Source organism: Arthrobacter sp. N199823 (assembly GCF_002929705.1).
In the GTDB taxonomy this organism is placed as follows: domain Bacteria; phylum Actinomycetota; class Actinomycetes; order Actinomycetales; family Micrococcaceae; genus Specibacter.
This window is the reverse complement of sequence record NZ_PJIN01000001.1, coordinates 709162-730245: the sequence shown is the minus strand read 5'-3', so window position 1 is coordinate 730245 and position 21084 is coordinate 709162. Positions and strand designations below refer to the sequence as shown.

Here is a 21084-nt window from a genome sequence, read left to right as displayed (position 1 = left end):
AAAACTCTATTTTGGTATTAGTACCCCACCGAAGTACTGCCGCTCAGGACAGCCTCGGTGCCAGACAACCCAAGTCGCGTGGCTCCGGCGTCGACCATGGCCTGGGCCGTTGCCCAGTCGCGAATACCACCCGATGCCTTGACGCCTAGCCGCCCACCCACGGTTTTGGCCATCAGCTCGACGGCGTGAACGCTAGCGCCGCCGGCTGGATGGAAGCCCGTGGACGTCTTGACGAAATCAGCGCCGCAGCTCTCTGCAATCTCACAGCAACGAACAATCTGTTCATCAGTGAGCGCTGCCGTCTCCAAGATCACTTTCAGGACGCTAGGTGCGGGGGCGGCTGCACGAACTGCCGCAATGTCGCTTTGGACAGCGTCGAAGTTTCCGGCCAAGGCCGCTCCTACATCAATGACCATGTCAATCTCATCCGCGCCATTTTGCACTGCCAATTGAGCTTCCGCTGCCTTGATCTGGCTGTGGTGCTTGCCAGACGGAAAGCCACACACCGCAGCGATCTTGGACGTGGAAGTCGCCAATGGCAGCATGGACGGCGAGACACACACGGAGTAGGCGCCTAGGCGCGCAGCGTCTGCTGCGGCTGACTCGGCCTCGGCCTGAGTCCCTGTGGACTGCAAAAACGTGTGGTCGACCATTTGGGCCAAGATTTCCGGGGTCAGTTTCATTATGTTCATCCTTCTCTAGTTGGTTTATGTCCTGTCAGGCTCCGCCCGACCGGTTTACTTGCAGGTGTCTACGTCGCCCAAGTCGCGAAGATAATCACAGAATTCGCTGACGCTGGCACCGGTGACAAGCTTTCCTTGCAAAACGAGGGATTCCTCAACAGTTTCACCTGCCGCTACTGCATGGCTGGTTTTGATCACTGCCTGGCCCAAGGCAAACGGGGATTCTGCGTTGGTTGCGTACATTTCACCGTTCTTGACCGCATCGAGCGCATCTCCGATGCCATCGTTTCCAACGATCTTGATCGAGGCCAACAGTCCGCGAGACTTGACGGCCGCAACGGCACCGAGCGCCATTTCATCGTTGGCTCCGTAGATTCCAGAGATGCTCGGATTGGCCTGGAGCATGTTTGTTGTCACGTCCAAGGACTTGCCTCGATCAAAATCTCCCGACTGAACCGCTACCAGTTCCACTCCAGAGCATTTCTTCATACCCTCTTGGAATCCGTTAGAGCGATCACGGGCCACGCTTGTACCCAGGATTCCCTGAAGCTCGGCTGCTTTTCCGGATCCGCCCATTGCATCGCACAGTGCTTTTGCGCCATTACGGCCCGCTTGTACTGCGTCATAACCGATGAAGGCCGCCAATTTTCCCTGATCCGGCATGCGGTCAAAGGCTACAACCGGTACGTTCGCTTGGTTTGCCTGGACCGTGATGGACCCTCCGGCCTCACTAGAAGTGGGATCAAGAACTAGTACATCGGGCTTTTTCACCAACGCCGTGGTGGCCTGGTTCAAGGACTGCGTGTCATTGTTATTGGCGTTTTGCACGTCGAGGGCCATACCCAATTTCATTGCCTCATTCTTGGCGCCGTCGGCCACAGAGACAAAGAACGGGTTGTTGAGAGTGGAGATCACCAAGGTGGCCGATTTAGCCGAGCCTACTGCGCCATTTTCAGCATTAGCGCGAACAACTGTAGTGACACCAGCTCCTGCCACCAGCAACGCCAGAATCGTAATCGCTGCGATCTGAGGTGTGCGTGCCCGCGCACCCATTTCCAAGGAGCCGGCTGAGGTCTTCGGCCCGGAGGGCGGTGGCTGGCGGAAGATTCGCATGAGGACACCGGAGTTGCGGTCGATGTAGACAGCGAACAAGATAACGGCACCCTTAACCACTCCCTGCAAGAACGGGGAAACATTCAAGAGGTTCAGTCCGTTGTCAATCATGGACAGGAGGACAGCACCAACCACGGTGCCCAGTAGGGCGCCACGTCCGCCAGCCAAACTGGTACCACCGATAATGACAGCTGCAATGGCGGAGAGTTCAAGCCCGGAGCCTGCCGTGGGCTGGGCAGTGCCCAGACGTGCCGTGAGGATGAACCCAGCAACAGCTGCAAGTACACCGGAGATCATGAAAGCCATGATCTTCACGCGAGCGGTGTTGACTCCGGCAAGGCGCGCAGCATCTTCGTTGTCGCCGGTGGCGTAAAGCTCGCGGCCGTATCGCGTCCGGGCAAGGATGTAGCCGAACAGCACGGTAGCGCCGACCATGATCCAGATTGGTGTGGGTATCCCCAAGAGGTGTCCCTGACCCAGGAATAGAAATGATTCACTGGTGACTTTGACCGGGTTACCTTGGGAGAATTGCAGGGTAAGGCCAGCAAAAATAGACATGGTAGCCAAAGTCGCGATGAATGACGGCATCCTTGTTTTGGTAACCAACAGTCCGTTGATGGCTCCTGCCAAGGCTCCAACAAGCAGACCAGCGGCAAGGCCGGCCACGGGTCCATGATCGCTCATCACGGACGCCGTGATGATGGCACTGAAGCCCAACACGGCACCTACGGACAAGTCGATTTCGGCCAGAATAATGACGTACGTCTGACCCGCGGCGATCAATGCCACCACAGCTGCTGTGAGCAGAATGTTGAGCATATTTGAGGATTGCAGGAACAACGGTGTGGCGAAGACAAGGGCGATGGCCACCAGCGCCAACATCCAAACAGCACGCAGCTGGTCACTGAAGATTGATATTTTTTTCATCGGGCTAGGGTCTCCATTGCGTTTTCAAGGACGGCTTGCTGAGTCAATGCGGGGGCGGACAGTTCAGCGTTGATGCTGCCTTCTCGCATGACCAGAACGCGGTCTGACATTTCGACTAATTCGGGAAGATCGGATGAGACAAGGACAACTGCCACGCCTTGGGCGGCAACGTCATTGATGATGGAATAGATTTCTGCCTTGGCCCCCACATCCACACCCCGCGTTGGTTCTTCCATCAGTAAGATTGCGGGGTTGCTCAGCAGACACCTGGCCAGCAACACCTTCTGCTGGTTTCCACCAGAGAGGGTCCCGACGGCATCGTCGATGCTGTTGCACTTGATACTGAGCCGGGTTGAGACTTCTTGGCACCGTTCCCATTCGGCTTTTCGGGAAACAACACCGTTCCGTGTGATGTCCGCCAAGGTTGCCAGTGATTCGTTGTGCGAGATGGGCTGCGCAAGGGTCAACCCTTCTGCTTGCCGATCCGGCGTGAGGTAGGCGATTCCTGCTTTTATGGCGCGTTTTGGCGAGGAAAGGGTGACAATATCGCCGTCCAATTCAACGGCTCCGCTGGAGTCGTTGAGACCGAAAAGTGCGCGGAGAACTTCACCCTTGCCACTTCCCATGACACCACCGATCCCAAGAACTTCACCCGCGTGCACCCGAAAGGAGACGCCGTTGACGCCGTCGGCCTGGAGATTCTGGACGTCCAACCGGACCCGCTCTGTAGCGTGGTGTTCCTTGGGGTAGAAATTCTCCACGTCGCCACCCACCATGGCAGCAACTACCACTTTCTCGCTAAGTTCCGCTGGGGTACCACTGAGCGAAACCTGGCCGTCACGCATCACCACGATCCGGTCCGAGAGCGCAAACACCTCGGGTAGCCGATGGCTAATGTAAATAATGGATACACCAGCCTCTTGGAGTTTCCGGACTTGATGGAAGAGCATCTCTGACTCCCTGTCATCCAAGGCAGCCGTTGGCTCATCCAAGATCAGCAACCGCACGGAGTGGTTCAGGCATCGGGCGATCTGGACTAACTGCTGTTCACCAAAACTCAACTTCTCAACGGCAAGCCGTGTGTCGACGTCAATTCCTACCTGAGCGAGCAGCTCGGCAGCGCGCCGGTGCATCTTGTCCTTGTTGACAAAGAAGCGGCCAAACTCGCCGGTTCCATCGTGGGCGAAGATGTTGGAGGCGACATCAAGTTGAGGGAAGAGGTTGTTTTTCAACTCTTGGTAAATCACTTGGACGCCATCGGCCATTGCGTCCTGAGGGACGCTGTAGCTACGGGGTGCGCCCTCGATCATGATCTGACCGGAATCGGGTTGGTATGCACCGGCAATGATTCGGGTGAGGGTGGATTTCCCTGCGCCGTTCTCCCCAACCAGCGATACGATTTCGCCTGGCTCGATGCTTAGGTCAATACCGCGCAGTACATGATTCGGCCCAAAAGACTTCGTGATGCCATTGAGGGAAATCGTCATCTCAATACACCACCCCAGCGATGAGAATCACGTTGGCATAAGAGGTGAACTCACCGGATCGAACGGCAGCCTTGGATTGTGAAGTTCGCGCCTTGAACTCTGTGTGGGGCACCAATTCAAGGGCAATCATGTGCTGGTTGAGTCGTTCACTCAATGCGGTATAAAGCTCGGGACTATGAATGGTGATCTCGCTTGCCGCAATGGCGCCTTCGAACTTGGCTTCCGCCAACACAACATCAAGGCATTGCAGAAATTCAGGGACGTTGGCCGTGAGTGCCAGATCGATCCGCTCTACGCCGTTGGGGATAGGTAGTCCGGCATCGGTCACGACGATTTCATCGGTGTGCCCGAGTTCGGAGATGACCCGTGACAATGCCGGGTTGAGGGTACCGCTGTTTTTTCGCATTATTACTCCACTGCTTTGTAGAGGGTGTGTAGAGAGGGCGTGCTTACTGGGAATTGGTTTGTTCTACAAGATCGTCGAATTGACGGTTAGGAAATGATCAACGCTGTCGCGTTGGGGAAGGCTGGGACTGGCCCCAGCCACGGTGACCGCCAGCGCTCCGCCTGCCATGGCTCGCCGCAGCGAGTCCTCCCAAGGGAGCCCTTGGGCAAGTGCGCTGCCGAGTGTCCCGGCAAAGGCGTCTCCCGCCGCTGTGGTGTCTACGGCCACGACTTTGAAGGGTTTCTGGAAGCTGACCTGCGTTGACGCGTCCTTTTGGTCGCCAAGCCGTTCGACGACAACCGCGCCAGCACCTGCCAGAGTTACAACAGCGCGGCTGACTCCTCGGTCCGTGAACCACCGTCCGGCTTCGACGGCGGATTCTTGGTCATAGACCTTGATGCCTGTCATCATTTGGGCTTCGGTTTCATTGGGCGTAACAATGTCCACATACTGCCAAAATTCCTCATTCAGAGGTGTCTCCGGCGCAGGTGCTGGATCTAGAATCACGGTAATGCCACGTTTTTTACATCCCCTGGCAGCTTCTAACGCTGAATCGAAAGGGATTTCAAGCTGAATCAAGGCCACCGTAGCGTCCATGGTAGGCGCAGTCAGCGAGTCCCTCACGTGCTTGGGACTCAGGAGTGAATTGGCCAGCGGAATCATGACAATGTCATTTTCAGCTGATGCGTCCACCCGAATATGGGCGATTCCGGTGGCTCCCTTGCTGCGAAGTACGTGCTCTGTGTTGATCTTTTCCTCAGCAAGCGTGCCCAATACAAGTCGGCTGAATGAGTCATCGCCGACGCTGCCGATCAGCGAGACTGAGCTGCCAGCTCGTGCAGCTGCCAATGCCTGATTGGCTCCCTTGCCACCAAGGACCATGGTGAATGCCTCACCAAGCACGGTTTCACCGGGCCGTGGCAACCGTTCGCTGAAACTGGTGAGGTCACAGGTGATGCTTCCGATCACCAAAACACTGCCATTTTTGGGCATAGTAAACGTCATGGAGTTCCTTTGGGGTTGAAGAGTGTGGTTGGTGGAGTCTGCTATTTAGTTCATGAAGTCGCTGGAGCAGCGCAGGACTGGCGCACGGTCAACGCAACGGGCAGGACCTTGTGCATGAACTTCCGTTGCCTGCCGGTCTCCAGGTCATCGATGCGCGCCAGCAACAAATCTGCTGCCGCATGACCTTCGGCGATGGCCGGACGTGAAATAACAGTCACAGGTGAGGGTAGTAACTCGGCTAAGTCAAAATCATCGAAACATAGGAATGACAGTCGGCCCGGAATACCGACCCCAGCCGCATGCAACGAGAGCAGTGCTCCTTGGGCCATGGTGTTGTTCCCGACAAAAACCGCAGTGATTCCAGTATTGGCGGCTATCATTTCCTGCGCCGCACGTTCGCCGAATGATCTGGTGAACTCACCGATCTTGGTGTCTTCAGGCTCGACTTGAACACCAGCTGACGAAAGAGTGTCCAAAAATACCTTGTGTCTAACCTGGCCCGGCAGCGTTTCCTGACGGCCGCTGATGATGCCGATGCGGCGGTGTCCAAGTGATAGTAAATGTTCAGCCGCCATGCGGGCACCACCGGCATTGTCAACATGCACCAGATCAAATTCCGGGTCATCGCCAACGGTTCGGTCGATGAGAACCACGGGTTTTCCTAGATCTGCAAGCATCCGGTGCGTGCGGTCGCTCGCCTCAGCCGGCACAATGGCGACGGCGTCGACAGCGTCAATAAGTCCGCCCAGAACTTCGCGTTCGGCCGTGAACTGCTCATCACTACTGGCGACGATGATTCGGAAGCCCTTGGTCATGACCCGTTCCTCGATGCCGCGGACCAACGTGGCAAAGTAGGGGTTGGCTATGTCCGGGACAATGACGGCGATGGTGTGGTGGCGCCCCAGCCTGAGACCACGCGCACTGGCGTTGGGCCGGTAACCCAGTTCGGCGATGGCCCCCTCTACAGCAGCCCTGTTACGAATATTCTCGCCAGAAAGCATGCGTGAGACGGTGGCGATGGAAACTCCTGCGCGTTGCGCAACATCGTGGATGTTAGCCATGTCTGCGCTCTCCTTTGAGTCGTTGCAGAATTTCTACTTACTAGAAGTCTTGGGTCATTCCCGGCGCTACATGAGGATGATCAAGTCCACCGGAATTACTGTAAACGTTTTCAGTTACGTGAATCACTGTAAACGTTTTCAGTCCCCAGCGCAACCATGTCCTCTCGCCGGGCGTGGGATTGCTAACAACCGCCCGCCAAGAATGCCAACTCCACTGCAGTCGCGGCTGAACAGGCATTCTCGATTCCAGCCTGCAGGTAATGCGATAAATCAGCGGGATTTTTCGCATTACCTGCAGGTTGGAATGTGAGTGGCCGCTAACCCCTGACCTCACACCGCAGCCGGACTATTAAACACAAAAAAGAATCCCCGCACTCGCATGGAGTACGGGGATTCTTTAGTGTTTGGCTCCCCCACCTGGACTTGAACCAGGAACCTTTCGATTAACAGTCGAACGCTCTGCCAATTGAGCTATAGGGGAATGCGGCAAGTAAATCTTAGCAGTAACAATCAGTTCAAATCAAATTAGATCAAAACCGATCATTTCCACACACTCAACACAATAATTGTCTCCGGCCCACATCAGGGCCGGAGACAATTTATTGCCTTGGCTCCCCCACCTGGACTTGAACCAGGAACCTTTCGATTAACAGTCGAACGCTCTGCCAATTGAGCTATAGGGGATCGTGCAGGAACAACAATAACAAAGGGTTGCCCAGTTGTGAAATCGAGTGGTCCCCGGCTCCCTAGCCGTCCCCGCGCAGCTGCCTGCGAGCCGTTTCCAGCTCCATCAATTCGCGCTGCAACAGGTTGTAGCTCTCTGGATCTACGGCCGGATCCATCCGTTGCAAGGCTCCCAAACGCTCTTCCTTCAGGCGGGTGATTTGCAACTCAAAAAGTCGGCGCAGAATATCGCGACAGTACCGCGTCAACGTTTCCTCACGTGTGGCCGGCAGCGGGCTCAACGCCAGTTCAGCCACCAGTGACCCCAATTCAGGCGGAACATGCTCCCGGACCGCCTCCAGCCACTGCGACGACGCCACCTGTGACTCCCCCGCCAGATAGATTCCCTGCTGGACGGCTTTGTAAGCGGGCACCACAAACTCTGTGGCTGCAAAGTGCTGCCAATTCCCCGCCGACAAGAACCCCGGATGCTGCAAAACAACCTCCAGCGCCTCCCGCTCCATACGTCCCTGCGGATCACGCGGATCCGGACGGGACATGGTGGGTGGCGCCTGCTCCACCTCGGTTGTGGCTGCCGGAGCCTGCTGATGACGAACGACGTCGCTCCTCGCGTTTCCCTGCCCCGAGCCCTGAGTGCCGGGCTGACTGTGAGCACGACGCTCAGCACCCTTCACCGCGCGCAGCACCTCATTGGGGTCAGCCATGCCCAGCCAGCCGGCCAGCTCCTGGCTGTAGCCCATCCGGGTGGACCCGTCACGGATGGCGGCCACCACGGGGGCTGAGGCGCGCAGGCCGCTGACCCTGCCCTCCACGGTGCTCAGATCAAACTTGGCCAAAGTAGTGCGGATGGCGAATTCAAACAGGGGGCGCCGTGAACGGATCAAGGCATGAACAGCCTCATCGCCCTTGCGCTGCCGCAACTCACACGGGTCGGCACCTGTCGGTTCAACGGCCACGAACGTCTGGGCTGTGAAGCGCTGGTCCTCGTCGAACGCCTTGAGCGCGGCCTTCTGTCCTGCCGCATCGCCGTCGAAGGTGAAGACTACTTCTCCGCCAGTTCCGTCGTCCGAGAGCAGGCGCCTGGCGACCTTGATGTGGTCAGCACCAAAGGCGGTTCCACAGGTGGCCACGGCGGTGTCCACGCCGGCCAGATGGCAGGCCATAACGTCCGTGTAGCCTTCCACCACTACGAGCTGGCGTTTAGAGGCGATGCTCTTCTTCGCCAAGTCAATCCCGTAGAGCACCTGGGACTTCTTGTACAGGCTGGTCTCGGGAGTGTTCAGGTACTTCGGGCCCTGATCGTCCTCGAAAAGCTTGCGGGCACCGAAACCCACGGTGTCCCCGGCAATATCGCGGATGGGCCAGATGAGGCGGCCACGGAAACGATCATAAATACCTCGCTGCCCTTCGGAGAACATGCCTGTCATCTTCAACTCCTCCTGCGTGAACCCCTTGCCTGTCAGGTGCTTGAGGAGCGCATCCCAGCCCTGCGGGGCAAAGCCCACGCCGAACCGCTCAGCGGCTTCACGGTCAAAGCCGCGCTCGTCCAAAAACTGCCGTCCTGCGGCTGCGCCGGGAGTCAGAAGTTGGGCGCGGAAGAATTCACCGGCAATTTTATGGGCGTCCAGAAGGCGTTGGCGCTTGCCTACATCTTCGCGGCGCGGACCTGTTCCGCCGTCCTCGTAGCGCAGCTCGTAACTGATCCGTCCCGCCAGCTTCTCCACGGCCTCGGAGAAGGAGATATGGTCCATTTTCTGAATGAAGGAGATGACATCGCCACTCTCCTGACAGCCAAAGCAATGGAAGTAACCCATTTGTGGGCGCACGTGGAAAGACGGGCTCCGCTCGTCATGAAAGGGGCACAGGCCCTTAAAGGAACCAATCCCGGCTGACTTCAAGGTGACGTAGGCGTCAACAATCTCCTTGAGGTCGGTGCGCGTGCGCACCTCATCAATATCTTCTCGTTTAATCAGGCCAGCCACCCGGTCAGTTTACGTGAGATTCCTGCGCCCAGACGCCGAACGGGACCACCGGCAAAAACCTGCGGGTAACAGCCTAGGTGGCTAGAATCACCCGCGTTCTCGCCCTACTCACAGCCCTACCACCCGTAGACTGGAAGCGCCCCAATGGCGTGGAAAAGTGTTCGAAACCGAACCAAAACTATTTTCACTGAGCTAGCCAAAGGGAACCCCATGACTACCGCAATTCACCAGACCACCGCCACGGACTCGAGCCTGGACACAAACGTCGCCGCTGCCCCGCGCATGAACGATGACACTAAAGTCATCCTGATCACTGTGCTTGCTGGAGTTGTCCTGGCACTGCTGCTGACAGCCGTTATGGCGCTGGTTATCTCCACTGCCAGCCCCGAACAACTGGACCAGATCACCACCATGATGCAGGGCTACTCCGCAACAGCTCCGTAAGTAGCTCCGTAGCAACCCTGCGCCTTGCCCTGGACGCGCCTACAAGAGCGTGCGTTCGGTGCCCACGAGCCTCTCGTGCAGCGCAAGTGCCGATACATCCGTCAGTGAAGCGATCTGGTCGATAACCACTCGAAGCCGGGACGCGTCGTCGTGCGCGTCCCGCCAATCGGCGGCAAACATGGTCTCCAGATGCGCATCCCCGGTCACACTCAGCACGGCCACCAGCTCACTGAGAATGTCCTGCTGGCGCTGATAAATGGGCTGGCGGTGATCGGTGGTCATGACGAATGTGGTGGCCAGACCCTTCATGACGGCAATTTCCAGCAGCGTTTCTTGCGGCACCACCACCTCGCCTGCGTAGCGTGCCAACGGCCCGGTGCCATGCACGGCACGGGTGGCGGCGACGGCACTCTGGCAGAAGCGGCCAATTAGCTGGCTGGTCATATCTTTCAGGGCGGCCATGGAACGGCGACTGCCGTCGGCGTGGCGCACCCACACGTCCCCGGCCTCGAGGCGCTTGAGAGCGGCGTCAATTTCGGCCACATCCACGTTGGGCAGGTACCACTGCTGCGTGTAGCCAAGAACCCGGTTGCGCTGGTCTTGGTTGGCCAGCCACTTGAGCTGGACATGCCCGGCAACAATGGCATCTTCAACGTCATGGACCGAGTAGGAAATGTCATCAGCGAGGTCCATGACCTGGGCCTCGATGCAACTCTTGCCTTCCGGGGCGCCTTGGCGCAGCCAGTTGAAGACGGGAAGATCGTCAGCATAGGCGCCGAATTTACCCGTCCGCAAGCCATCAATGATGGGTGCATCCACGGCAAACCACGGGTATTTCGCTGAGGCGTCGAGCGAGGCACGGGTCAGGTTCAGGCCTGCCGATCCGCCGTCGGGCGTGAAGACCTTGGACTCGAGCCGGGTCAACAACCGCAGTGTTTGGGCGTTGCCTTCAAATCCGCCAATGGCGTGGGACAGAGAATTGAGGACCGATTCGCCGTTGTGCCCAAAAGGCGGGTGGCCGAGGTCATGGGCCAGGCACGCGGTGTCCACCACATCGCGATCGCAGCCCAACGTGCCTGCCAGCTCACGGCCAATCTGGGCCACTTCCAGGCTGTGGGTCAGGCGGGTGCGCACAAAGTCATCGGTGTCTGGGGCCACCACTTGGGTTTTGGCGCCCAGCCGGCGTAGCGCCGAAGAATGCAGCACACGTGCCCTGTCCCGCTCAAAGACCGTGCGGAAACTGGTTTTTGGCGCCTCCTGTACCCAGCGTTGCTGATCGTGGGGCAGGTAGACAGACTGTGATTCGTTGGCCATAAATCCCAGTTTAGGGCCAACGCCGCGGCGGTCGGGGACGTTGTCCACAGGCTGGCCGTAGCGTCATGGGTCCCACGGGCCTTGGGCCCACAGGCTCGAGGGCCCCACGGTCGGCTCGCTCTGCGAGCTGCCCATGAGGAGAGCCCTGGGCCCACAGGCTCGAGGGGCCCACGGTCGGCTCGCTCTGCGAGCTGCCCATCGGGAGAGCCTTGGGACTATCCGCCGGAGACGTCCAGTTCAGCTCCGACGAGTTCCACCTTTTGTGATCCGCTCAGGGTGCGTGCATCCAGCCAACCGGCAGGAAGAGCTGTGCGCTTGGGGGTGCCTGCACGGCCGCGAGGTCCTTCAGCGTCAACCCCGGGGTACTCCCCCGACATATCGAGCTGATCCAGCAGTTCGCGCAGCACCTCAAGTGTGGGGACGCAGGACAGCTTGGCGCGCAGATCTCCGCCCACCACATAACCCTTGAAGTACCATGCCATGTGCTTGCGGATGTCGCGCAAGGCCTTGTTTTCGTCGTCGAAGGTATCCACCAGCAGTTCGGCGTGGCGGTACACGGCAGCGGAAACCTCAGCCATTCCGGGCTTGTGGCGGGTATCGCTGCCCTCGAAAGCGTTCATCAGGTCCCCGAACAACCACGGGCGGCCCTGGCAACCGCGGCCTACCACTACGCCGTCGACGCCTGTCTGGCGCACCATGGCGATGGCGTCTTCGGCACTCCAGATATCCCCGTTACCCAGGACCGGAATATCGGGGAGAGCCTCACGCAATCGTGCAATGGAGTCCCAGTCAGCCTGACCCGAGTAGAACTGGTTGGCGGTGCGGCCGTGCAGCGCAACCGCAGCAACTCCGGCGTCGCGCGCAATACGGCCAGCTTCCAAATACGTGAGGTGGTCCTCGTCGATACCCTTACGCATCTTGATGGTCAGCGGCAACCCACCCTTGGAGGCTTCGCGCACAGCTGTCTGAACAATGGAGGTGAACAGGTCCAACTTCCAAGGCAGCGCGGCGCCGCCTCCGCGGCGGGTCACCTTGGCGACGGGGCATCCAAAGTTCAGGTCAATGTGGTCAGCGTGATCTTCCTCGACCAGCATGCGCACGGCCTTGCCCACAGTTTCAGGGTCCACGCCGTACAGCTGAACGGAGCGGATCTGCTCATCGTCGTCGTGGCTGATGAGGCGCATGGATTCCGGAGTACGCTCCACGAGTGCGCGGGAGGTCACCATCTCGGACACGAAAACGCCACCACCGTGTTCGCGGCAGAGCCTGCGGAACGCGGTGTTGGTAATCCCGGCCATGGGGGCAAGAATCACGGGGGTGTCCACCGTAATGTTGCCGAGTTTCAGGGGCGGGAGGTCCAGTTTGGTATCGCTGGTGGGGATGTCTGTAACAGTCACAAATCAATTCTCTCAAATCCTGCCAAATTCTGCGCGGTGCCCCGGCCGGAAATCTGGCGAATCCCCCGTCGCCACCGGATTCACGGACAGGATGTAGCTTCCTTCGTGAACAAGATCACGCAAAAGCCCGGGTCCCATCGCGTTCTTGAGGGCACTCCTCCGCAAGATCCTGGCAGTGGCCTAGCTTGTGCCTGGACTTCGGGAGTTGTTCACTGGTGGAATAGACTCCCGTCTGTGGGCCTCGGTGATATTGCTTGCCACACGTCTTGTGGGCTCCGCCCAGTAACCATCGGTCTAGTACCCATCGATCCAGATCCCATCGCTCCAAACCAAGGAATCCCGTGCCCCGCATCTCCCCCACCAAGAAGGCCATTCTCACTGCCGCGCTGGAGCTCGGTGCAGTCCACGGTATTTCCGGGACCACCATGGATGAGGTAGCCGAGCGTGCTGGCGTGGCCAAGGGCAGTGTCTATTACAACTTTGCCTCCAAGGACAAGCTATTCGAGGAACTGCTGACCACGGGAGTCTGTTCACTGGCCGAAACCTTAGCGGCTGCACGTGTGCGGAGTGCCGGCTTTGCCGCGATCGAGTCCATGGTTTCTGACATGCTGACCCTGATCGCCAGCAACCAGGCCCTGGCCAAACTCATGGCAGCTGAGATTTTCCGCACCGACAGGGCCTGGCAGACAACTGTGACGGGGCTGCGTCGTGAGGCCGTGACGGAGATTGGTGCAGCCCTATTGCCATTGGTCCCTGCTGGCACATCCGAGAGTAGCCGCCTCTTGATGGCCGGCGGCATCTTCGGAGCCACGCTCATGGGCGGGCTGGAATGGCTGCTGTTCAGCCCGGAAACACCCGTGGAAGAAGTCTCCGCCGCCATCCTTTTCACGTTCTCAGGGAAGCTAGTGCCCTAACTCCCACAGACGCTCCCTCACCTTTCGGGGTGTTTTGGGCAACGCTCCCTCACCCGAGGCTGGCAAGAAGGGCCAGGTGAGGGAGCGTTGCCCAAAACACCCCATTTGGTGAGGGAGCGTTTTTCGGTGGCTAGAGGCCCAGAATGGTGGTGGCGATCAGGAAGTAAATGATCAGCCCGGCCGCGTCGACAAACGTCGAGATGAACGGGTTGGAGAACACTGCCGGATCAGCCCTGACCGCCTTACCCAGGAGCGGCATGAGCCCGCCAATGCTGGCCGCCATGGTGCACACGCCCAGCAGTGTCAGGCCAATGACCCAGCCCAGTGGCGCGGAGAAGGCGAGCGTAGCGATCACGAAGCCCAGAGTTCCCAGCAGCAAGCCCAGGAATGCGCCAACGCGCACCTCGCGGGCGAAGACTTTGAGGAAATCTCGCGGACGGACATCGCCCAGTGCCAGGGCGCGGGTGATGGTGGTTGCGGCTTGGTTGCCGGTATTGCCGCCGGTTCCGATCAGCAGCGGGATGAACAGCGAGAGCACCACCTGTTCCTCCAGCGTGGCCTGGAACGCGCCGATGACTTGGACCGTGAGGGTCGCCCCCACTGCGAGCACCAGCAACCACACCACCCGGGCGCGGACAATGGCGCCCACAGGAGTGGCCAGATACGGCCGGCGTAGCGGTTCGGTCCCACCCGAGCGGGCTGCGTCCTCGGTTTCGGCATCCTCGAGAATCGCCAGAGCGTCGTCAACTGTCAGGATGCCCACCAGCCGGTCCTCGGCGTCGACTATGGGCAACACCAGAATCTTGGCGTCGGCACAATACCGTGCAGCTTCCTCCACATCTTCGGTGGCAGGAAAGCTCAGCGGGTCCTTCATGATGCTGGATACCAAGGCCGAATCTTCGGCTCGCAACACATCACGCAGAGACACCACACCCACCAAATGCCGGCCGGTATCAGTCACCGGAATGGTGTAAACACTCTCCGCGTCATCCAGCTGAGAACGCACGCGGGCAAACGTCTGCGCCACGCTCAGGTGCGGATGAGTGGTGACAAATTCCGGGCTCATGTACCGACCAACGGCACCTTGGGCGTAGCCCAACACGGTGCTTGTCAGCGCCCGCTCCTTCTCATCCAGCCCGGAAATGAGCCGGTGAGCTACGGAAGCAGGAAGCTCATCGAGCAGTGCCACACGGTCATCAGGGCTCAACTGCGCAAAAACCTCGGCAACTTCAGCTTCCTTCAGACCTGTCACAAGGTCGGCCTGCAAGGCAGCATCGAGGCGCTCAAAGACTTCAACGGCACGGCCCTTGGGCAGCGTGCGGTAGGCCAGCGCCCGCTCAATGGTGTTCAGCCGTTCCAGCTGTTCCAAGGTCTCGGCCGTATTCAAGGGCAAGAGCGCCCTGGAAATGGCAGCCAGATCCTGCTGGCTCAACGCGCGGCTCAGCAGCTCTGCGCTGTCCTCAAAAGTCTGAACTGGGTACTTGATCATGATCCGAATCCCTCCGGTAAAAACACACGCGGGCATAACGCGGCGCTTACCGCGGGCGTGTGCAGAATATGGGTGTGTGGCGTGCTGCTACGAGGCGCTACCGCACAAACCAATGCCGGTGGGAATGCTCTTCTCAAGAGCCTGAACGCTGCCAGGCTTATCATCCACAGCTCGCTCAGCAATCTCACACGGAGCTAAACATCCGCGTGGTGCCACGAGTTGGGAGAAATTAGAAAGAGCGGGAATTCCGGTGAAGCCGGCGAGGCTCGCGCGGTGACGTAGATCGACTATGTCCGTCGTCCATGTGCGGCTCACCTCCAACATTCCAAGGCCCATCCCGGGCGTATGTACTGCCCTCAAAAGGGATTCATGCCGAATCCGGGCGTTACCGCAATCGTAAGGCACCGGCGGGGTGTTCCACGAATCGAGGCCCCTCGGCTTACACGACCCATTGTGTTCTGTGCCCGAACCCCCTAAGAATGGACTATGACGGTCATGTTGAGGTCTCTCGAAATAGCTGTTCCGCCCACCATCCTTGTTCAAGAACAAGCACGCGATGTCTTTGCCGCCCAACCTGGCCTCACCCGGCTAGGGCAGCGGCTAGTGCGCACGTGCTTTGATTCAGCCGCGATCGACACCCGACACACGGCCGTGGAAGAAATGCATGTGGACTTCCGTGGCCCTGATCCGCTGTTTTACGACGGCGCCTCCGGGCTCTTGCTGAACCCCACCACCAAAGACCGCAACGATCTCTTTGCCACGGCCGCAACCGCCCTGTTCATCGAGTCCGCGCGAAAGGCTGTAGCCGCCTGTCAGGGGGTGGCCGCAGCAGATATCACGCATGTCATCACCGTCTCCTGCACCGGCTTTTTTAACCCGGGCCCCGACTACAAGATTGTTCGTGCACTGGGGCTGAACCCGTCAGTTCAGCGCTATCATCTGGGTTTTATGGGCTGCTATGCGGCTTTCCCTGCATTGCGTGCAGCCAAATCTTTCTGCGAGGCGGATCCCGAGGCCGTGGTGCTGGTGGTGAGTGTGGAACTCTGCTCGCTGCATGTGCGCACCTCCAACAATCCCGACACCATCATGGGATCCTCGCTCTTTGCCGACGGCGCCGCGGCTGCAGTAGTCACAGCGCGGGAGCTACCCGATGGCGCTACTGCCCTTGAACTGGACCACTTTGAAACGGTCCTGACGCCCGTAGGCGAAGACTCCATGGCCTGGAATATTGGCGATCACGGCTTTGAAATGGTGCTCGATAGCTACGTTCCCAAGATCATCGACGAGCACATTGTGGGTGCCTTGGAACCGCTGTTGGCATCGGCTCCAGAGCTGCAAAATCTGCCATATTCCGATATCCGGCACTGGGCCATTCATCCGGGCGGGCGCAGCATTCTCGATAAGGTCCAGAGCAAGCTTGCGCTCAGCGATGAACAGCTCATTCCGGCCCGGGAAACGTTGCGCAACTACGGAAATATGAGCAGCGCAACCGTCATGTTTGTGCTCAAACACATCCTGGAGCAACCCGCGGAATCTGAGCGAGAGCGCATCTGCTCCATGGCCTTTGGTCCCGGCCTCACAGTGGAAACCGGGCTGTTCACCAAGGTCGTTAGCGCTGCAGCCCTCGTGCCTGCTGCGCCTACAACGGACCGCGTGCACGCAGTGGACGTCAATGCCTGAACACCCGCGTCAGGACAGCCCCGGCCGGGCCTTGACCCGTCAGCGATTCTTGGCCGTTCGTGATGAACATGCCGTTGAGGAAATGGACAAGGCCGATTGCGATCCAGCCGCATTGGCCCGCACCTACGCCCAATTCCCCGTGATCAACAGCGTGGTCTCGCGGTGGCACAGCGTGTACAAGCAACGCATCCGCCCCCTGCTCTCAGCAACCCGCAACAGCACCCTTTTGGATATTGGCTGCGGCGGAGGCGATATCCCCGCGGCGCTGGCCCGCTGGGCGGCACGCGACCGGCTGCGCCTGTCCATCACCGCGATCGATCCCGATCCCCGCGCCATCACCTACGCCCGGAGCCATCTCGCAGGATCCGATGTGGAGTTTCGTCAGGCCCACAGCAGCGAACTGCTCGCCGAAGGTGCCATGTTCACCGTGGTGATTTCAAACCACATGCTCCACCACCTGACACCGCCAGAATTCTCGGACCTGCTCTCAGATTCGACGGCGCTGGCCCAGGAGTTAGTGGTCCACAGCGACATTGCCCGCAGCCGCCTAGGCTACGCGCTGTTCTCTGTGGCGACGCTTCCGCTAGCCGTGGGATCGTTCATTCGGCCCGACGGCCTGACCTCGATTCGCCGCAGCTACACACCCACAGAGTTGCGCGCCATTCTGCCCGCCGGGTGGCGCGTTGAGTCCGAGCGACCTTACCGGAATTTGCTGCTTTATTCACCCGGGCAGCAGCATGTTTGACGTCATTGTGGTTGGCGCCGGGCCCGTGGGATTGTTCCTCGGCGCGCTCCTGCTCCAAGAGGGTCTCTCCGTGCGGATTCTGGAACAGCGCACCGGCCCCAGCACTCATTCTCGCGCCATTGGTATCCACCCGCCGGCGCTGGCTGCGTTGGATGCGGCGGGCGTCGCAGCGGCCATGGTGGCCGAGGGCGTGCAGATCGGTCTCGGCATCGCCCGCAGCTCCGGCACCGAGGTGGCCCGGCTGTCCTTCGCGAAGTTGTCCGTCCAGTATCCGTTTGTGCTGGCTCTCCCGCAAGCCCGCACGGAAGCCCTGCTGGAGGCTCGGGTCCTTGAACTCGATCCGTCAGCTCTCGTCCGCAGTTTCTGCGTCACGGCCATGCACGACGGCGGCACGTTCGTCACGCTCTCCGGCTCGCTTTCGGAGGCGGCAGCTGCCACGCATTATCAGGCCCGTCTGGTGATTGGTGCAGACGGTGCACGCTCAACTGTGCGCAGATTGTTGGGCATTCCTACGAGTGGTCGGGACTACCCAGACAAGTACCTGATGGGCGATTTTCCGGACACCGGAACAGATGGCGCCGCCGCCATTCTCTATCTGGAGCCGGGCGGGATCCTCGAGTCATTTCCGCTACCGGGCGGGCTGCGCCGCTGGGTGGCACATACGGATTCCCTGCAAGAGTCCGCCAGCGCAGCTGAGCTAGCCACGCTTATCGACGAACGCAGCGGAGCACGGGTGGATGCCGGCGCCAACAGCATGCTCAGCGCCTTCGGTGTCCGGACTCGGCTAGCCCGGCACATGGTTGCAGGCAGAGTGGCGCTGGTGGGCGATGCCGCGCATGAAATCAGCCCCATCGGCGGGCAGGGCATGAATCTGGGATGGCTCGATGCGCTCAGTCTGGCACCCATTGTGGTCGCTGCCCTCCAAGGCAAGCGAACTGGGACTCGGCTGGCAGCGTTCGAGCGGAAACGGATGCGAGCCGCTCGCACAGCGGCACGGCAAGCGCACCTGAACATGGCGCTGGGACGCAGGGCCCCGGCGTCGTACCTTCATTGGCGCAACGCCGTGCTGCGCCGAATAGTGGAGCTAGACGCCGTCCAAAACCTTGTGGCCCGCCGCTTCACCATGCACAGCGTCCGGTGAGTCCTGAACCGATTGAGCCTGGGGACGGCCGGTGGCTTTGACCACGGCAACCGCCACCGCCGTGGTGACGGGGATGGCCAGAACCAGGCCGATGGAGCCGACAAGGATGCGCACAATCTCCTCGGCGAGCTCGGATCCGGTGAGGGCGAGGAGTAATTGCTGGTCGAAAAGCGACACCATGAGCAGCACCGGGATGGCGCTTCCTGCGTAGGCAAAGGCAATGGTGTAGACCGTGGAGGCGATGTGGTCGCGGCCAATGCGCATGGCCGAGGTGAACAGTTCCCGGGTGCTGGTGTTGGGCGCAAGTTCGTAGAGTTCCCACACGGCGGAGGATTGGGTGATGGTGACATCGTTGAGCACGCCCAGGCCGGAGATCACCAGACCGCACAGGATCATGCCGGACAGGGACATCCCCTGAGTCATGTTCAAGAGCTGGTAGCCGTATTCGCCTGAGTGGCCCGCCAAGGCCGCGGCATCCACTGCCCACCAGGCGAGTCCTGCCGTGACGCCGAGCCCAAACAAGGTGCCTAGCAGGGCCGTGGAGGTTCGGGCTGAGAAGCCGTGGGCAAAGTACAACACCCCAAACATGATGGCCGAGGAGCCTACTAGCGCCACCAGCATGGGTGGCTGGCCCTGCGCCAACGCCGGCAGAATGAACCAGGCAAGCAGTCCGAACGCCCCGGCCAGACCCACAATGGCCCGGAAACCACGCCAGCGCGCCACGGCCACCACCACTACGGCGTACAGCACGGCCAGCAAGCCCATGGGGAAGGTCCGTACGAAGTCCATAAACACATACTGGGGACCGTTGGCTTCCACACCAGTGACGGCGGACAACTCGGAGAGGTTCAAATATCTAATGGTGTCGCCGGTGTGGACGCCACGGGTTTGCACGATGTCCGGGCTGATCAGGACGGGGACTTCCCCTTTGCCCTCAACAGCTGTAAAAGCAACAAAGCAACTGGTCCCCGGGCTGCCTCCGGTATTGAGGGAGCAGTCCTCGGTGACGGTGCGCACCACCTTGCCGGAATCGATGCTTGCCCCGGGCGCCGCAGCATAAGGATTTCCGGTCTGCGCGGGGGCACTGTCCGCGTTGGGCCACATGAACACCATGGCCACTATGGTCAGCACGGCTAAGGGCACCAGAATCCAGCTCAACAGCACCACCGCCCGGCGCCGCATCGCCTTACGGCGGCGCAACTCCGGCCGGCTCAGGGAAGATTCATCAACGTGCGAATGTGAATGGCCCATGGGCTGCGATCAGTCCTTGTGGTTGTGTTCGGTTGGCGGCTGGGGTGGGGGCGGAGTCGGGCTGGGCTCCCTCGCGGGCAGTAAGATTTCCTCGGGCGCTGAGCGACCTTGAAAATCCATCCCCGCTCCGGGAGTCCAGCCCGACTCCTTGTCCAGTCCGTCGCGCCGAAAGACCCAGCGTCTGCCGGCGGCGGAGCTCAGCGTCAGCGCGCACGACGACTGACGAGGCGGCGAGCTCGGGCCCCGGAGCGAGGATGGATTTCTGAGGCCGCCCGCGGCCGAAGAAATCTTACTGCTCGCGAGGGGTCCGAGTCCGCCGCCGACCAACTGTTACTCGCCGACGACGAGGGTTTCGGTGCCGCGGACCTTGGCTGCCCCGACGGCGATCATGGGGTTGACCACGGCGGAGAGAGCTTCCATGGAGTCGTCCAGTTCCAGGAGGACCGGGTACTGGTGGGTGATGAGGGCCAGCAGGTCGTAGACGGCTTGCACCGCCGCATCGTTCTCCAGGGCCGGTTCAACACCGAGGAACACCTCCGAGGCACTGGCCGCGACATCTTCCGACGCCTCGATATGCCCCTGTGAGTAGCTGAGCGCAAAGGCCTGGATCTTGCCCTTCTTGCTCGGCGCAACATCTCCACCAAAGGCGCTGGCGGGCTCGGCCCGCAGTACCAAGGCACCGTGGGCGCCGGTGAGATCGTCCAGGAACATGCGCTGAACCAGGCCAGGGCTCACCGGACCGGTGGGGTCCCACTGGTTCACGGACTCGTAGTAGCGGCCCACAACTCCAGTCAGCTCAACCGAACCGGTTGCCAGATCCTGCACGCGTGCAGTGGCTTCCTCCTCGGTGCCCTCACCGAACATGGGAAGCTTCAGCGCGCCGGGGCCCACCTCGACAACCCTGTTGCGCTGCAAAACGCTCAGCCCCATGGCCGCGGCGAACTCCGCGCCCGAGGTGCCGGGGGCAACCTTGGTGCGCAACGCCGTCGTGCTTACTAAACCGGCAGCAAGCGCGCCGTCAGCTTCACGGCGCAACATGGTCATCAAGGTGGCGCCAACGCCTGAGCGACGGTGGTCCTTGGCGACCTCAACATAGACCCAGAGCCGGGCAGGGTGCAGCTTCGTGGAATAGACCACGCCGGCCGCAACCGGAATGCCCTGATCCTCGGCGACGATGGTGCGACGCCAAGGATTAGCGTCAGTTGCCGGGGTCAAAGCGGCACGGAATTGCCCGGCCGGGGCCGAATCAGCGTCTCCCCAAATCTCCAAGAGAGTCAGATCGTCGCCGTCCTCCCACGGCCGATACGAAAGTTCAGCCACTT

At 60.1% G+C, this 21084-nt stretch carries 17 protein-coding genes and 2 tRNA genes; 5 read left to right on the top strand and 14 right to left on the bottom strand.

The window, feature by feature from the left end; all coding sequences use genetic code 11:
* Nucleotides 1-17: 17 nt before the first annotated feature.
* The 9 genes from deoC to dnaG form a co-directional block, all read right to left on the bottom strand.
* Nucleotides 18-692: a deoxyribose-phosphate aldolase gene (gene deoC / locus CXQ93_RS03135; RefSeq protein ID WP_218711836.1), complete on the bottom strand. Its 675-nt coding sequence runs from the start codon at nucleotides 690-692 to the stop codon at nucleotides 18-20.
* A gap of 45 nt (nucleotides 693-737) precedes the next feature.
* Nucleotides 738-2723: a substrate-binding domain-containing protein gene (locus CXQ93_RS03130; protein ID WP_104108986.1), complete on the bottom strand. Its 1986-nt coding sequence runs from the start codon at nucleotides 2721-2723 to the stop codon at nucleotides 738-740.
* Nucleotides 2720-4210: a sugar ABC transporter ATP-binding protein gene (locus CXQ93_RS03125; protein WP_104108985.1), complete on the bottom strand. Its 1491-nt coding sequence runs from the start codon at nucleotides 4208-4210 to the stop codon at nucleotides 2720-2722. Before CXQ93_RS03125 ends, CXQ93_RS03130 begins: the two co-directional genes overlap by 4 nt.
* Before the next feature lies 1 nt (nucleotide 4211).
* On the bottom strand, nucleotides 4212-4616 hold the full coding sequence (gene rbsD, locus CXQ93_RS03120; protein WP_104108984.1) for a D-ribose pyranase: 405 nt from the start codon (nucleotides 4614-4616) through the stop codon (nucleotides 4212-4214).
* A 63-nt stretch (nucleotides 4617-4679) separates the two neighbouring features.
* Nucleotides 4680-5660, bottom strand: a complete 981-nt coding sequence (locus tag CXQ93_RS03115) for a ribokinase (RefSeq protein ID WP_104108983.1) — start codon at nucleotides 5658-5660, stop codon at nucleotides 4680-4682.
* 50 nt (nucleotides 5661-5710) lie between these two features.
* A complete protein-coding gene (locus CXQ93_RS03110) occupies nucleotides 5711-6721 on the bottom strand; it encodes a LacI family DNA-binding transcriptional regulator (RefSeq protein ID WP_104108982.1) in 1011 nt (336 codons plus the stop codon).
* Nucleotides 6722-7126: 405 nt separating this feature from the next.
* Nucleotides 7127-7202: transfer RNA gene (locus CXQ93_RS03105), tRNA-Asn, on the bottom strand.
* Nucleotides 7203-7329: 127 nt separating this feature from the next.
* A tRNA-Asn gene (locus CXQ93_RS03100) sits at nucleotides 7330-7405 on the bottom strand.
* Between the two features lie 62 nt (nucleotides 7406-7467).
* A complete protein-coding gene (gene dnaG, locus CXQ93_RS03095; RefSeq protein ID WP_104108981.1) occupies nucleotides 7468-9387 on the bottom strand; it encodes a DNA primase in 1920 nt (639 codons plus the stop codon).
* Nucleotides 9388-9597: 210 nt separating this feature from the next.
* Between dnaG and CXQ93_RS03090 the strand changes: the two genes are divergently transcribed.
* Complete coding sequence (locus CXQ93_RS03090) at nucleotides 9598-9831, top strand: hypothetical protein (protein WP_146073151.1); 234 nt, start codon at nucleotides 9598-9600, stop codon at nucleotides 9829-9831.
* A 39-nt stretch (nucleotides 9832-9870) separates the two neighbouring features.
* On the opposite strand, the gene CXQ93_RS03085 is transcribed toward CXQ93_RS03090, so the two are convergent.
* Nucleotides 9871-11145: a deoxyguanosinetriphosphate triphosphohydrolase gene (locus CXQ93_RS03085; protein ID WP_104109197.1), complete on the bottom strand. Its 1275-nt coding sequence runs from the start codon at nucleotides 11143-11145 to the stop codon at nucleotides 9871-9873.
* Between the two features lie 215 nt (nucleotides 11146-11360).
* Entirely contained in the window at nucleotides 11361-12542 is a 1182-nt protein-coding gene (gene dusB / locus CXQ93_RS03080) for a tRNA dihydrouridine synthase DusB (protein WP_181036028.1), read from the bottom strand.
* Between the two features lie 341 nt (nucleotides 12543-12883).
* On the opposite strand from dusB, the gene CXQ93_RS03075 reads away from it, so the two are divergent.
* Nucleotides 12884-13456, top strand: coding sequence for a TetR/AcrR family transcriptional regulator (locus CXQ93_RS03075; protein WP_181036027.1), 573 nt, complete (start codon nucleotides 12884-12886; stop codon nucleotides 13454-13456).
* Nucleotides 13457-13586: 130 nt separating this feature from the next.
* On the opposite strand, the gene mgtE is transcribed toward CXQ93_RS03075, so the two are convergent.
* Entirely contained in the window at nucleotides 13587-14945 is a 1359-nt protein-coding gene (gene mgtE, locus CXQ93_RS03070) for a magnesium transporter (protein WP_104108978.1), read from the bottom strand.
* A 486-nt stretch (nucleotides 14946-15431) separates the two neighbouring features.
* On the opposite strand from mgtE, the gene CXQ93_RS03065 reads away from it, so the two are divergent.
* Genes CXQ93_RS03065 through CXQ93_RS03055 form a run of 3 tightly spaced genes read left to right on the top strand, consistent with a single transcriptional unit; the run spans nucleotide 15432 to nucleotide 18511 of the window.
* Nucleotides 15432-16625 carry a type III polyketide synthase gene (locus CXQ93_RS03065; RefSeq protein ID WP_104108977.1) on the top strand — a complete coding sequence of 398 codons (1194 nt, stop codon included), beginning with the start codon at nucleotides 15432-15434 and terminating at the stop codon, nucleotides 16623-16625.
* Nucleotides 16618-17370: a class I SAM-dependent methyltransferase gene (locus CXQ93_RS03060; RefSeq protein ID WP_104108976.1), complete on the top strand. Its 753-nt coding sequence runs from the start codon at nucleotides 16618-16620 to the stop codon at nucleotides 17368-17370. The genes CXQ93_RS03065 and CXQ93_RS03060 overlap by 8 nt, the downstream gene beginning before the upstream one ends.
* On the top strand, nucleotides 17363-18511 hold the full coding sequence (locus CXQ93_RS03055; RefSeq protein WP_104108975.1) for an NAD(P)/FAD-dependent oxidoreductase: 1149 nt from the start codon (nucleotides 17363-17365) through the stop codon (nucleotides 18509-18511). The genes CXQ93_RS03060 and CXQ93_RS03055 overlap by 8 nt, the downstream gene beginning before the upstream one ends.
* Here the strand turns inward: CXQ93_RS03055 and CXQ93_RS03050 are convergent.
* Together CXQ93_RS03050 and CXQ93_RS03045 are read right to left on the bottom strand one after the other, a co-directional pair.
* Nucleotides 18455-19762, bottom strand: coding sequence for a YibE/F family protein (locus tag CXQ93_RS03050; RefSeq protein ID WP_104108974.1), 1308 nt, complete (start codon nucleotides 19760-19762; stop codon nucleotides 18455-18457). The two genes, CXQ93_RS03055 and CXQ93_RS03050, sit on opposite strands and share 57 nt — an antisense overlap.
* Before the next feature lie 330 nt (nucleotides 19763-20092).
* Entirely contained in the window at nucleotides 20093-21082 is a 990-nt protein-coding gene (locus CXQ93_RS03045) for a GNAT family N-acetyltransferase (RefSeq protein WP_104108973.1), read from the bottom strand.
* Between the last annotated feature and the right edge of the window lie 2 nt (nucleotides 21083-21084).